This window comes from Deltaproteobacteria bacterium (assembly GCA_016210045.1).
Classification (GTDB): Bacteria; UBA10199; UBA10199.
Genome location: JACQUX010000041.1, coordinates 128,064 through 141,945 on the forward strand (window position 1 = coordinate 128,064; position 13,882 = coordinate 141,945).

Annotated in this window: 14 protein-coding genes; 13 read left to right on the forward strand and 1 reads right to left on the reverse strand. The window is 54.4% G+C overall.

All coding sequences use genetic code 11. The features are described from left to right. Positions 1-60: 60 nt before the first annotated feature. Genes HY696_12670 through HY696_12700 form a run of 7 tightly spaced genes read left to right on the forward strand, consistent with a single transcriptional unit; the run spans position 61 to position 5,745 of the window. The gene (locus HY696_12670) at positions 61-576 is read left to right on the forward strand and encodes a hypothetical protein (protein ID MBI4239253.1); all 516 of its coding nucleotides are present in this window, start codon (positions 61-63) and stop codon (positions 574-576) included. Positions 577-588: 12 nt separating this feature from the next. After that, a complete protein-coding gene (locus HY696_12675) occupies positions 589-1,071 on the forward strand; it encodes an ATP synthase F0 subunit B (protein MBI4239254.1) in 483 nt (160 codons plus the stop codon). 15 nt (positions 1,072-1,086) lie between these two features. Continuing rightward, positions 1,087-1,644 carry an ATP synthase F1 subunit delta gene (atpH, locus tag HY696_12680; protein MBI4239255.1) on the forward strand — a complete coding sequence of 186 codons (558 nt, stop codon included), beginning with the start codon at positions 1,087-1,089 and terminating at the stop codon, positions 1,642-1,644. 10 nt (positions 1,645-1,654) lie between these two features. After that, entirely contained in the window at positions 1,655-3,163 is a 1,509-nt protein-coding gene (locus HY696_12685) for a F0F1 ATP synthase subunit alpha (GenBank protein ID MBI4239256.1), read from the forward strand. 3 nt (positions 3,164-3,166) lie between these two features. Further along, entirely contained in the window at positions 3,167-4,033 is an 867-nt protein-coding gene (atpG, locus tag HY696_12690) for an ATP synthase F1 subunit gamma (GenBank protein ID MBI4239257.1), read from the forward strand. Positions 4,034-4,054: 21 nt separating this feature from the next. Further along, on the forward strand, positions 4,055-5,497 hold the full coding sequence (atpD, locus tag HY696_12695) for a F0F1 ATP synthase subunit beta (GenBank protein ID MBI4239258.1): 1,443 nt from the start codon (positions 4,055-4,057) through the stop codon (positions 5,495-5,497). Next, the gene (locus tag HY696_12700) at positions 5,497-5,745 is read left to right on the forward strand and encodes a F0F1 ATP synthase subunit epsilon (GenBank protein MBI4239259.1); all 249 of its coding nucleotides are present in this window, start codon (positions 5,497-5,499) and stop codon (positions 5,743-5,745) included. The genes atpD and HY696_12700 overlap by 1 nt, the downstream gene beginning before the upstream one ends. Here HY696_12700 and HY696_12705 read toward each other — a convergent pair. After that, positions 5,711-6,136 (reverse strand): hypothetical protein, encoded by a 426-nt coding sequence (locus HY696_12705; GenBank protein ID MBI4239260.1) that lies wholly within the window; start codon positions 6,134-6,136, stop codon positions 5,711-5,713. The genes HY696_12700 and HY696_12705 overlap by 35 nt on opposite strands. A 112-nt stretch (positions 6,137-6,248) precedes the next feature. Here HY696_12705 and HY696_12710 point away from each other — a divergent pair, with 112 nt between their 5' ends. From HY696_12710 to flgF, 6 genes are all read left to right on the forward strand, one after another. Beyond that, positions 6,249-7,469, forward strand: a complete 1,221-nt coding sequence (locus tag HY696_12710) for a hypothetical protein (protein MBI4239261.1) — start codon at positions 6,249-6,251, stop codon at positions 7,467-7,469. A 164-nt stretch (positions 7,470-7,633) separates the two neighbouring features. Further along, entirely contained in the window at positions 7,634-8,290 is a 657-nt protein-coding gene (locus HY696_12715) for a lytic transglycosylase domain-containing protein (protein ID MBI4239262.1), read from the forward strand. 23 nt (positions 8,291-8,313) lie between these two features. Next, a complete protein-coding gene (locus tag HY696_12720) occupies positions 8,314-10,608 on the forward strand; it encodes a hypothetical protein (protein MBI4239263.1) in 2,295 nt (764 codons plus the stop codon). Between the two features lie 30 nt (positions 10,609-10,638). Continuing rightward, positions 10,639-11,391 carry a hypothetical protein gene (locus HY696_12725; protein ID MBI4239264.1) on the forward strand — a complete coding sequence of 251 codons (753 nt, stop codon included), beginning with the start codon at positions 10,639-10,641 and terminating at the stop codon, positions 11,389-11,391. A gap of 144 nt (positions 11,392-11,535) precedes the next feature. Further along, complete coding sequence (locus HY696_12730) at positions 11,536-12,954, forward strand: sigma-54-dependent Fis family transcriptional regulator (GenBank protein MBI4239265.1); 1,419 nt, start codon at positions 11,536-11,538, stop codon at positions 12,952-12,954. A 171-nt stretch (positions 12,955-13,125) separates the two neighbouring features. Further along, on the forward strand, positions 13,126-13,860 hold the full coding sequence (gene flgF / locus HY696_12735; GenBank protein MBI4239266.1) for a flagellar basal-body rod protein FlgF: 735 nt from the start codon (positions 13,126-13,128) through the stop codon (positions 13,858-13,860). Positions 13,861-13,882 lie beyond the last annotated feature (22 nt).

A 13,882-nucleotide genomic window follows, 5' to 3' on the forward strand; every position in this document is an offset into this window, starting at 1 on the left:
TCTCCTGGGCGTCGGTACGTCTGTATCCGGCGCCCGATGTCTGTTGAAGCGGGGTTGTTTATGTTGGAAGTTGCCGTTTCGCTGAATGTCGAGCCTTTGGGCGTATTGTTCCACGCCCTCATTTTTTTTGCAGTAGTCGCCGTGTTTGCTCAGTGTCTCGTGAAGCCGTTAGCGCGAGTACGTGATGCTCGTCGACAGGCCACAGTGGCACGTCAAGAGCGGGCTGCCGCTTTCGTGGCAGAAGCAGAAGTGCTGGAAGCGCAGCACAAACAAATGATGACCGCTGCGCGTCAAGCCGCGGCTGCAGAGCGCGAAATTTTGCGGCAACAAGGGATGAGTGAGGCTGCTGAAATCATGCACACGGCGCGGGGGAAATCCCTGGAGCTGTTTCAACGGGCCCAAGCTACTTTTGCCGGCCAGCTCGCGGCCGCGAGAAAAGTGCTGGAAGTGGATACGCAAACCTTTGTCCAAATCATCGCAGAGCGCTTGATGGAACGGGAGTTGAAGAAAAATGCGGATGAATCGCTGGGACAAGTCACGCCCTTACGGCCAGCCGCATCAGGGAAATCGCACTAGGAGCTACGACGTATGGTCATCAATTGGGGATTTGTTTTTAGTGTCGTCAATTTTTTCTTATTTGTCGTGGCGCTCTATTGGCTGTTACGGCGTCCGTTACAGACACATTTTGCGGCGCGTGCGCATGATTTAGAAGTTGCACTTGCGGAAGCAAGGGGTGCGGAGCAGACCGCGCAGCGACGTCTCGATGAAATTCAAAAACAATTAGCGCAGAGCGAGCATGCGATTACTGAATTGAAGGCGCAAATGCGTGCCGATGGTGAGTTGGATCGTCAGGCCATGGTGGCGAAGGCGCATGAAATGGCGAAGAAATTGGAACTGGATACGGAGCGCATGATTGTACAGGAGCTCAGGAAGAATAAAGAAACGCTGCGTGGAACAACCGTGGATATGGCCATTCTCATGGCGGAACGGCTGTTGCGGGAGCAATTGACGACGGAGGATCAATTCCGCTTGGTGCGTGATTATGTCCAGCGGCTCGGTTCACTCCATTAATAAAACGATCAGTCTATGTCTTTTGATGCAATCATCGGTCGTCGCTATGCGACGGCTTTCTTTTCCCTCGCCGAAGCGCAACACTCCGTTGAGCTCTGGTTAGCGGATCTTGATCATTTTGTTGCGACTTGCCGAGGCGCACCAGATCTCTTGGCTGTCTTAGCGGATGCGAATTATAGTCTGCCGCAGCGATTCTGGATTCTGACGGACGTTGCGTCGCGCCTACAGTGTCATGCCATGACGGTCAATTATTTGAAACTCTTAATCGAAAAACGCCGTATTGAATGCCTGTTTACGATTGTCGAGGCATACCGACAGTTGGTTGCCGAACGTGCGGGTGTCGTCACTGCAGTGGTTACGACCGCCATTCCAATGAATGATCCTGGTATTGTCACGTCTATTCAAGAAGCGATCGGGCGTTTGAAAAAGAAGCGTGTGCATGTTGAGACCGACACGGATCCAGCCATTATTGGTGGCGTGGTGATTCGGGTCGGCGATGAAATCTTTGATGGGAGTGTAGCGGCGGAGTTGCGACGTATGCGGCTGCGCTTGGCACAATCTCTAGAAGGGTGAGGGAGCGGATATGGAAATTCGGGCTGAAGAAATCAGTCAAATTATTCGCCGTCAAATCGAGAACTACGGCAAGACCGTAGCGAGCGAGGAAGTCGGGGAAATTATTTATGTCGGAGATGGTATTGCGCGACTCCATGGCCTGGAGAAGGCGATGGCAGGAGAACTGCTCGATTTTCCGCATGGGATCCGTGGTGTGGTGTTGAACCTCGAAGAAGACAACGTCGGCGCTGCGATCATGGGCGAAGATGTTGAACTCCGCGAAGGCGATGTCGTGCGCCGGACGGGCCGCATTGCGGAAGTTCCGGTCGGTGAAGCGGTGGTGGGTCGTGTAGTCGATGCCCTCGGAGAACCGGTAGATGGCTTAGGCGAACTGCGTACGACGGAACGGCGGCAAATCGAATTGAAGGCGCCGGGGATTGTCGCACGCCGCAGCGTCTGTGAGCCGTTGCAAACGGGCTTGAAGGCAATCGATGCGATGACGCCGATCGGGCGTGGACAGCGCGAATTAATTATCGGCGATCGTCAGACCGGCAAAACGGCCATTGCGATCGATACGATTATTAATCAGCGCGGTTTGGGCGTGTATTGTTTCTACGTTGCAGTAGGGCAGAAGGCCTCAACGGTCGCTCGCGTAGTCGATAAACTGAAGAGTGCTGGGGCGATGGAATACACGACGGTGATTGTCGCGAGTGCCTCCGACCCGGCTCCGTTGCAGTTTTTGGCACCGTATAGCGGTTGTGCGATGGCCGAATATTTTCGTGATTCCGGGCGGCACGCATTGATTATCTACGATGATCTTTCGAAGCACGCGGTCGCATATCGACAACTGTCTTTATTGCTCCGTCGTCCGCCGGGACGCGAGGCATTTCCTGGAGACGTTTTTTATCTCCACTCGCGGTTGTTGGAACGCGCGGCGAAGCTAAGCGACCAAAAAGGGGGCGGATCTCTGACGGCGTTGCCGATCATTGAAACGCAGGCGAGTGACGTGACCGCCTATATTCCGACGAATGTCATTTCCATCACTGACGGTCAAATTTATCTCGAAGCGGATCTTTTTTATTCCGGCGTGCGTCCGGCCATTAACGTTGGGCTCTCGGTGTCGCGCGTCGGCGGGGCGGCACAAATTAAGGCCATGAAGCAAGTTGCCGGAACGATGCGGCTGGAGCTGGCGCAATATCGTGAATTGGCGGCCTTTGCTCAATTCGGCTCAGATCTCGATGCCGCGACGCGCCGACAACTCGACCGTGGCGCACGGCTGGTAGAACTGTTGAAGCAGAATCAGTATGTCCCAATGTCTGTCGAAATGCAGGTCGTGGAAATTTACGCGGGCACGAGCGGCGTGCTCGATGACGTGCCGGTCCCTCATGTGCGCCGTTTCTTGGAAGAGCTCAATAAATTTGTCACGAATCGTCATTCGGTGCTGTTGCAGACGATTCGGGAGCGGAAGGCGTTAGACGATGCGTTGAAGCAGCAGATCACGACGGTGTTGAAAGAATTTAAACACCAATTTGTACACTAAGCCATGGCGACACTGAAATCGATCCGGAAGCGCATTGCTTCCGTCAAAAATACGCAAAAAGTGACACGCGCGATGCAAATGATCGCTGCAGCACGGCTGCGTCGCGCGCAACATGCGGCGTTGAACGCTCGTGCGTATGCGAAGCATGCCTATGAAGTGGCGTTGCGGATTGCCGCCCAGTCAGGCGCTGGTGCACATCCCTATTTGCAAACGCGCAAAGACGTCCGTGTGCAGGAATTCTTGGTGTTGACCTCCGATCGTGGTCTCTGTGGCGGATTTAATGAAAATCTGGTCCGCCAGCTCATCACGGAGTGGAAGCAAGTTGAAGAGTGCGGAGTGAGGATTCACTGTACCATGATCGGTCGTAAGGGGCGGGACGCGTTGAAGGCGCGTGGACATGCGGTGCGCGAAGCGATGGTTGGGTTTTATGAGCAGATTGCGATGGCGAAAGTCTTGCCCGTCGTAGAATCGTTAGCGCAACGGTATTTGCGGGGGGAAGTGGATCATGTCGTGTTGGTTTACAACCGCTTTCGTTCCATGCTGGCCCAAGATGTCACGATCGAACCGTTGTTGCCATTAGTGTCCACAACCAAGGACCAAATTTCCGCCGTTGATTATCTTTATGAGCCGTCCAAGCCGGAAGTGGTGAGCCGGTTGTTGGAGCGTGCGGTTGCGACTCGGGTCTATCAGGCGTGTCTCGAATCCATTGCGGGCGAGTTGGCGGCGCGGATGACGGCTATGGATAGCGCCACGAAAAACGCGAAAGAAATGATTGCCGGTTTGACGATGCAACTGAATCGAGCGCGTCAAGCGTCGATTACGAGAGAGCTCTTGGATATTGTCAATGGGGCGGAAGCTTTAAAGAAGTAATTCGCATGGAGGATGTTTGTTATGAAAACAGCGCACGAATCCACGACAACGCAGCATGGGCGTATTACGCAGGTCATCGGACCGGTTGTCGATGTACATTTCCCTTCCGGAGAGCTGCCGGAAATTTACACCGCGCTCAAAACGACCAATCCGCGGATTAATAATGAACAATGGAATCTTGTGATCGAAGTAGCGCAGCACTTGGGTGAGAGCACGGTGCGGACGATTGCAATGGATGCCACGGACGGTCTGACGCGTGGCGCGGAAGTCCTCAATACCGGATCGCCGATCCAGATGCCGGTGGGGAAAGAAGCGTTGGGACGGATTTTAAATGTCGTCGGACAGCCGGTTGATGAATTGGGTCCGGTCAACGCGAAGCAATTTTTGCCGATTCACCGGCGGCCGCCGTCTTTTCAAGAGCAAGCGACCGATGTCCAGATGTTTGAAACCGGCATTAAAGTGATCGACCTGCTCGCTCCGTATCCACGTGGTGGAAAAATCGGTTTGTTCGGTGGTGCGGGCGTCGGCAAGACCGTGGTGATCATGGAATTGATTCATAACGTTGCGATGCACCACGGTGGTTATTCTGTGTTTGCGGGAGTTGGGGAGCGAACTCGTGAAGGAAACGATCTCTGGCATGAAATGAAAGATTCTGGCGTTTTGGACAAAGCCGCATTGATTTATGGACAAATGAACGAACCGCCTGGAGCGCGTCTTCGCGTCGCCCTCTCGGCACTAACGGTTGCCGAATATTTCCGCGATGAAATGCAACAGGACGTGTTGCTCTTTATCGACAATATTTTCCGGTTTACTCAAGCGGGATCTGAAGTGTCGGCGTTGCTCGGACGAATTCCATCGGCAGTGGGATATCAACCGACCTTGGCGACGGAAATGGGCGAATTGCAAGAACGCATCACGACCACGCGGAGCGGATCGATTACTTCCGTGCAGGCCATTTACGTTCCTGCGGACGATCTGACGGATCCCGCACCGGCCACGGCATTTTCTCACTTAGATGCCACGACGGTCTTGTCGCGCCCGATCGCGGAATTGGGAATTTATCCCGCCGTGGACCCTCTGGATTCCACATCGCGTATTTTAGCGCCGGATGTGGTTGGCGAAGACCACTATCGTACCGCACGCCAAGTACAATTAGTGTTGCAGCGGTACAAAGATCTTCAGGATATCATTGCGATCCTGGGAATGGATGAGCTGTCGGAAGAAGATAAGCAAACCGTCGCGCGGGCGCGCAAAATCCAACGTTTTCTGTCGCAGCCATTTTTTGTGGCCTCTCAGTTCACCGGCAGTGAAGGAAAATACGTCAAATTGGCGGACACGATTCGCAGCTTTAAAGCGATCATGAGCGGCGAATACGATCATTTACCCGAACAGGCGTTTTATATGGTCGGCGCGATTGAAGAAGCGGTGGTCAAGGCTGAGCGTTTGGCCAAAGAGGCAGCATAATGAATTTGCAAATTCTCACGCCGCAAGCGGAAGTGGTGCGCACGGAAGCCTTGTCGGTTTCAGTGCCTGGTGTGTTGGGGCGGATGCAAATCTTGCCAGGGCACACCCAAATCATCAGTTTACTCAAGGCCGGCGTGCTCGCGTATGAAGATTTGAAGGGCCGCCACCAATGGCACGTGGGTGCCGGCCATATTGAAGTCGTGAAAGATCACGTTACCGTGGCAGTGGATTCTGCGCTGGCGAGCTAGGTGTTCCGTATTCGAATGGTCTGAGGATTGGTAAATCTTCAATCAACATTTGGGCCGTGACGGCATCGTTGCGGTGCTCTTCCCACACTTGTTCGGCTAACTCAAAAGCCAAGCGCACTTCCCGCAGGCAATGGTCGATGTGATCACTTAACCCCGGATCGGTGCCCGCAGCACAGTTGTGTTCCACCACAGCAAGCCCTCGCTCCAAAGCCAAACGCATATCTTGTAACGTGCTTGATTGTTGCAGAATCGTTTCCTGAATAGCTTTCGTGATGAGCGAGCGAAGTCCCTTCACGGTTTGATGGCGATCCGTCATGGAGGCGCCGAGACGATATTGTGTGATTAAGAGCGTGAGCGTGTCGAGCAAGGGGGGGAGATGGTGAATCGACATGGGGCATTTCATAGCAGCTGCAGGGTATGCCTGGCAAGTGTCGATAAAATGAGATGTTATTCCGAGCTAAAGTCTTGGCGCCAGATGCCGTTATATACGTTGGAGGGATATTGTGTCGCAGCTTCGTATCGAAACGCCGCGGTCAGGCCATGAGCTTCTCTTAAAGGCCGCAGCCGGGTATGACGCCAAAGGCAGCAGAGGCACTGTCAACACGAAGGCCAGTGCCCAGTTGGCCTTGTTGCAGAAAGGGAGTGCCGGATTTGCCCAGTCTGGTCATGCTGTGGACTCGACCAATATTCTCAGCCGCCAAGAAGCGGATCGATTCATCAGTCAAAATAGAGATCTGCTCTACGTAATCGATAATGATGCCTCAGGGAAAGCTAAAGAGCGTTTAGAGAAGACTGCAATTGCGACGCGTGAGAACCTGATTAACGTCGTGGCGGAGACTGCACACGCGTTGTTAACGCCAACCGCAGCTAATGTCGTGACAGTCAAAAAATTGGAGCAGCGGCCCCAGCTGGCCGCGATGTTAGTGCTGAATACGGCTGGAATTCGGAATCTCGTGAATCATGACGATGCCGTGCGCGCGTTGTTTGCGGATGACGCACCACTACCGGATCAGGCAATGTATGAACGCGTAGGAGAGATGGCCGCCGACCTCTTTGAGTCGGGCAGTACGCTTGATGACGCAGAGTTTTTTAAGGCCCATCCAAAGGCCGCAGTGTATCTGCTCGGCAACAGCGATGTCGTCCGCGATATGAGCGTTCCCGCCTATGCGACCTCGCGTCAACTTACTTTTTATAACGCCGTCGATAGTGATCCGTACCAAGATCTGTTTGACAATAATGTCAGTCAAGTGGCTGCGGACGCCACGCAATCGGGTGTGTTTAATCAGTCGTTCTTTGCCACGGAAGACTATGTGCCCTTTGCCGAATTTGTCGCGGCTGGGCAGTTCATTAAAGACGTTCCGACGCCTGGGGAGACGCTCCATAATCATCCCGAATATCGGCTGCAAAACGTTGGGCGCAATGATCGGTTTAATTATTCTGACGTGGTCAAAGGCATTGTCGCGATGCAAGCGCGTGATTTGTTGGCGGCCGATCTTCCGGTGAAGGCCGATTTTTTCCGCAGCGAGTTAGAAGTCGCACAGATAGCTTTAGCGCGGGCCGATTTTCGTGCCAACCTCCAATCTGAGTCGGCGCGGGCCGACCTGAGCGCGCTGAGCGGTTCCGGGGTGCGACCAACAGTTTCCGCAGCGACGCTCAGTGCGCTTCGTCAACAATTCCGTTCCAGTTATCGCGATCCACCGAACCGCATTTCAATTATGGTATAGGTCCATCTCGGAAAAAAATTCCCAGAAGCAGCGGTCAATTGAAGTACGTGCTCACGTTTCAATGGGCTGTCAAAGCATCAGTGCGTTGGAAGATATTGGTTTTTTCCCGTGGCATTGGACTTGCAAAAATACGGCTTGGAGGTCGTATGCCCGTAATGCCGGTAATGCTCACCGACGTTGACCAGCGCATTCAGAAAGCGGCTAGTGGAAGTCCCACCGTGGTCGATAATAGGTCGCGACGCAGTTTTGAATCGATCTTACAGCGGCAACCCACTCCATTGGCTGGGGTGCTTGCCCGGCCGGTGAAATTTGTCGTGACATTGCGTGACTATCTCAAGCATCCACTGCCGACGACTCGTAGTGTTGCGCAACAGACGCCCGATCCAAAAGCCATACTGGGGAAGTGGCGTGGCTTTCAGTCATTGGCGCCGGAGCAGGCGGCGCAAGTTGAAACGGCATTGCATGAGGCGAGCGAACGTTTCCGAGTGCCGAAGCGCTTGCTCGCGGCGGTCATTCAAGCGGAGTCGGCTTTTAATCCATCCGCCATTTCGCGGGCTGGCGCAAAGGGACTGATGCAGCTGATGGATCCGACTGCCCGGGCGCTAGGCGTTCGCAATTCGTTTAACATTCGAGAGAATATTTTGGGGGGTGCCAAGTATCTGCGGCAGTTACTCGATGTGCATCGACAGAATATGCCGCTTGCAGTGGCCGCATACAATGCCGGGCCCGGTGCTGTAAGAAATTATGGTGGCATTCCCCCCTATCGAGAAACACGGGAATACGTTTCTCGAGTCATGAAATACTTCACGGCTCCAATTTAATGATGCTATAGTCGAAGCCCAGCATGAAACGAGTGATGACGAGGGGGGTTGGGAGCGCGGCGCTCTCCGTATTGTTGGCCGTGTTCCTGCTATCGGACGTGGCGGCGGCGAAGGGGCGCCGGAAAGTTCGTGTTGCACCGTCGGCAGCGCCGCCTGTGGAAGCAGTGTCACCAGCACCTCCGGCGGAACCGATCACGCCAACGCCTCCTCCGGGGCCCTTTTCGTTGCCGACATATGAAGTCGTTATTTCACCCATCTCTCCGACGCGTGGGAAATATTTAGAACGCCTCTTTCCGTTAGTGCATGAGGCGTTGCCGATGCTCTGGCCGGATTATCCGTGGGACCAGCTCGAAGTGCCACCGCTCGCGACAACGCAGCCGGTGTTTAATTTTGGTGAGCAGAAACATTTCAAACGTCTCTTGGAGCTTTGGGACCAACGTCCGGAGCCTAACCCGACTCTGCTTGAGGTGAAGAAATTCCTTCGTGCGGATCTCTTGCATGTCTTGGCGCGGAGCGGCGACGGGACGCGTTGGTCAGCTGTTCGCGACGCGTATCTGGCTGCGTTAGAAACGTATCCGTCTTCAGTCTACGCCGTTTCCGCCAGTTATCACTTGGCCCTCGTATTGTTGCAATTGCGTGATTATCACGGTGCCGTGACATTGGCCCAGCGCCAGGAAGCCCGTTGGGAGGCCGATCCGAAATGGGCGATGCCATTTCGTAGTTTGCTGATGGAGGCCTATTATCGCCGCGGTCGTTATGTTCGTGCCGAGGATTATCTCTGGGAGTTGGCGCGTGCGACGTTGCGCAGGGAAGATCTGACCCCGCATCTCGCGCTACGTTATGGCGACAGTCTCTTTTGGCAGGCGCGTTATGAAGAAGCCGTCGTGTGGTATGAAAAAGTGCGAGAGTTGCTGGAAGCGGCCACCACCGAAGCGGGGGCTGTCTCACGGCTATATTATGCCGAGTCGCTCTTTCAGCTCGGAAAATGGGACTTAGCGCAACCCCAATTTGCGGCGTTGGAAAAACAAACCAACTTACGCATGCCGAACCAGTTGTTGAAGTTTCGGCTGGTCGAATGCGATATCGAAAGTGGAGTGCCGGCCACGATTGCGTTGCAACGATTGCGGTCGATTGTTGCGCTGGACGATCGAAGCGAAGTGGCGCTGGTTGCTGAAATGGCCTGGATTCGGATGGTGCTACGGTCCGGGCTGCATGAACACTTTGCCGATGCGCAGTTGAAGTTACAGGCCATTGAACGATCAAAGCCCGGCCGTCGATTATCGGATGAATTGTATTTGCTGGGGGCACTGCTCGATTGGCGTGGAGGATCTATTGCTTCAGCGGTCGAACGGCTGCGGGGGTTTTTTCTTCATGTCAGTCATCGGACCGATACGCGACTCGTGGCGGCGGCAAGTGATTTTACCTCGCTCCTGCTTTCCGACTTGGCGGCTGTATACTTTAAGCGAGAGGATCGTGCCGGCTTTCTGATGCTCTGCCATGAGCTGCGCTATGCCATTCAACGGTCCAATTACAAATTATACCCATTAATCTGGGTGGCACGCGCCTACGTCGAGACCGGCATGGCTGGGTCGGCGGCGCGCCTTTATCAACGACTCGTCATGGAGTTGGAGTTAACTCCGGCCCAGCGGGATTTTACCCTGTTGCAGCTTGCGCATACGTACAGCCAATTAGGCGAGATTGCATTAGCGGGGAAAGCGCTGGCGGTCGTATCCCAAGTCCCTCAAGATCCACTGAGTCAACATTTGTATTATCTGCTGCGCGCTACGCAATTTGTGGCCGCGCAGCAGTACGACGCGTGTGTCAGCGAGTTGGAACAGCTCATGAAGGGTGGCGTGCGCGGTGATGAAATTCACACGGTGGCGCTGCAGGCCTCGATTTGCGCTCGAAAAGCAAAAAGATTTCCCGATGCCTTAAAATTTATTGGCATGGTGGCGGATGAGCATGCTAATATTCTCCGAAATAATTTGTCGCCTCAGTTGCAACGGTGGCAAACACAGGCGCTGTTTGAAAAGATCAACGTGTTAGCGGCCATGGGGAGCGCCACCGACGCTGTCCGGTTATTTGAACAAACTCAAACAATGATTCCGCCGGTGGTGCCTCCGCTGGAGACGGTTTTTTCGGCCGTCCAGTCGTATCGTCAGTTAGGCGATCCTGATAGAGGGGCGGCATTATGGAAGCAGTATGGTGGCAATGCCTCCACTGTGCCGGACGATATTCGTGATCAGTATGCGAAATTGTTGGAGCTCTTGGGGCAGACGGAACTTTTGCCGGTAGCACCTGGTCTGGCATTGCAATAGCCGTTGATTGGTACACGTGGGGGACGGTGCATGCGAGCAAAACCGAGTACAGCGGTCGTCATCGAACGGCAGGAACAGCGGGAGATATGGGCGACGACGACAGCGCGGGCCATTTCTTCGTTAGCCACAGAACTCTTAGGACATCTTGGAACCATCGAACTCTGTTTTTCAGAAGTGCGACAGACGGCCGGTGACGTAACCGCCGGTCATCATCTCGCGCGACGATTGAATTGGGGCGTCGAGGCGATCGAGGCGATCTACACGACGGTGAAACGTCATGTGCGGCAGGCTGAACTTCCGGCGGCCAGTTTTATCGATATCAATTGCGATGCGTTGTTGGAGGCGGCGTTGCAGCACTGTCAACCCCTGATGCGTGAGCGGCGGGTTGTCTGTCAGCGCCATGAAAATGCGGCCATTCAGTGTCGCGGAGATCAGTCCCTTCTGTTGTGTGCATTGATGCGCATCTTATTGGTCGGCATGAGTGCCTATGCGGAGCAACAGACGCTTGATCTGGCACTGTGCGAAGAGGATGGTTTTGTACGCGCCGATTTTTTGTTCCAAGGTGTCGTCGCTGAAAAATCCACGAATACGGCGGTCTGGCACGAGTCCAGTTTTTTCGAGGACAGTGGCTTAATGCAATTGCATCAAATCTTCGAATTGCATCGCGGTGGCGTGTTATGGACGCGCGAATTATCTACGACACGGTGCGTGGCCGTTTGGGCAAAAGATCCCACCCGCGTTCCGGAAACCAACCAAGGAGGTGCATGCATCGCCATGGGGTGAAATGCGCCGTGTGACAGCGGCTCAGATGTCGTGTCGTCGTAGCTGTAGATGGCCCAGTGGGAACTAGTCGTTGTAAGGTGGTCGGTTCCATCGGCATGAAGGGGGATTGACGTGCGAATTGTCGTGGCGGACAGTCAAGAAGTGATGCGACGAGTGGTCGTGTCTGCGCTGGAGGAGCGCCGTTGCGAAGTCCTCGAGGTCCCCGATCTCAGCAGTCTCCATATGGCGTTGGCGCAAGAGCCTTCGCTGTTAATTCTCGATGCAGTTCTTGGTGCGCCGCGTCTGCCCGAATTGTTGGATCGTTTACGCACCGAACATCCGGATCTTGCGGTAATCGTCACATCGTATCGGGAGTCGCTGCAGGAGGCGATGGAAGCTCGGCAGCACGGCGCGGTTGAATATCTCGCGAAGCCGTTCCGCGTGGAGCAGTTGGAAGCGGCCGTGGATAAGGCCCTCGGTGATCCGCAACATGCGTCAACGCCGCTGCTGGAGCAAGATTGGCGGCATCTGCGGTTGGAAGCGTTCCCGAGCGTGCAGCGAAACCCACTAATGAAAAAGGCCGTAGGATTGTTGAACAGTGTCGCCAAAACGGACATCACGGTCTTGATCTGTGGGGAATCGGGAGTTGGGAAAGAGGTCTTTGCCCAGTCGCTGCATCAGCGGTCGATGCGGCAGCAACATCGGTTTATTGAACTCAATTGCGCCTCGGTGCCGGCCACCTTATTGGAATCGGAGCTTTTTGGCAGTGAACGTGGCGCCTTTACCGGTTCGGTGAGTACCCGCGTCGGAAAGTTTGAATTGGCGCAGCGCGGAACGATTTTGCTGGATGAAGTCAGTGAAATGGACGTCTCGCTGCAGGCTAAATTGCTGCGTGTGATTCAAGAAAAGGCGCTGTATCGGATCGGTGGCGATCGCAAAATTCCGCTCAATGTGCGGATTGTGGCGACGACGAATCGCGATTTGCGTCAATGGGTCAAGCAAGGCCATTTTCGTGAAGATCTCTTCTATCGACTCAATGTGATTGCGTTGCATGTCCCACCGTTGCGGGAGCGTCGGGAAGACATCCCCGTATTGGCGCAATTCATTGTAGATCGCTTTAACCGTGAAAATAAGAAACACTTTATCCTCACGATGGAAGCGATTGAGCAGCTGTGTCGTTATGATTGGCCGGGCAACGTGCGGGAATTGGAAAACATTCTCTTTCTGACCGCGTTTCTGACGCCGGGACGAAAGATCACAAAGATTCATTTCGATGATGGCAATCCGTACGTTGTCCCCGAATCGGAAGAAGTCCCCGAAGTCGCCGCCGCATTGGAAGAGCCATCATTGGAGGTCCCAGTCGCCGGCTCCGTCGCGTTGAGCGGGACGATCGAAGATATGGAGCGGGACATGATTCGGCGTGCCTTGCAGCAGTTCACTGGGAATCGGACGCATGCGGCGAACGCGTTGGGAATCAGTGTGCGGACGTTACGGAATAAGTTGCGCTTGTATCCGGATCTGGATCCCTTTGCGGGACAGAATGTCAAGATTGGTCGCGACGTTCCTTCCACAGATTGCCATTAATACACCGGCTGGCTCGGTCAAATTTTCCTAGTTGGTACGGCTGCGGATGTCGCGTCCCGTAGCGGCAGAAAAAAATAACAAACAAATATCGTGAGTTGATGCCATGAGCGCCGTTGGATCGTATGGCATTGCTTTTGCTATTTCCAATCTGTTGGGATTTAGGGAGGCGCTATGACGATCGGACTGTTTTCCACATTGTCGGGCATGAAGTTGAAGGAAGCGGAGCTGGAAGTCGTGGCTCACAACTTGGCCAATGTGGCAACGAATGGTTTCAAAGAGAATCGTGTGGCCTTTGAGGCGGTGCTTGGGAGTCAGGGACAGTCTTCGGATCTGCCGGACCCTAATGCCACTCCATTCGCGGTGATGGGAAAGGTGAAGCACAACTTATTGGATGGCCCGACGTTGTCCACGAACAATCCGCTCGATGTTGCGATTCAAGGGGAGGGGTTTTTTGAGGTCCAGACGGAGCAAGGCACGGTCTATACGCGGGATGGGGGATTTTCGCTGAATAGTAACGGCGAATTGGTGACGCTGAAGGGGGATCGCGTGATGGGGGCCAATGGTGCCCTCGTGATCGGACCTGGGAGCCCCATTACGGTGAGTGGCAATGGATCGATTTGGGTCGGCGAGGAAGAGCGGGGGCAATTCAAGGTCGTCAAGTTTGCGGATCCGGAGAAGTTGAGTCCCATGGGCGCTGCCAGTTTTCGAGCCGATGAAGGCGCGCAACCGACGGCCGTGACTAGTCCGGTCATCGTGCAAGGGCGGTTGGAGGGATCGAATGTGAATGTGACGCTCAATCTGGTGCGCCTGATCGAGATCGCGCGGCAATATCAGATGTATCAGAAGGTCATGAACGAGCAGGAGCGTTTGTCTCGAGAGGCCTCGGCTATGGCGCGTATCGCCTAGCCAAGTGTTGCGCAGATTAAGG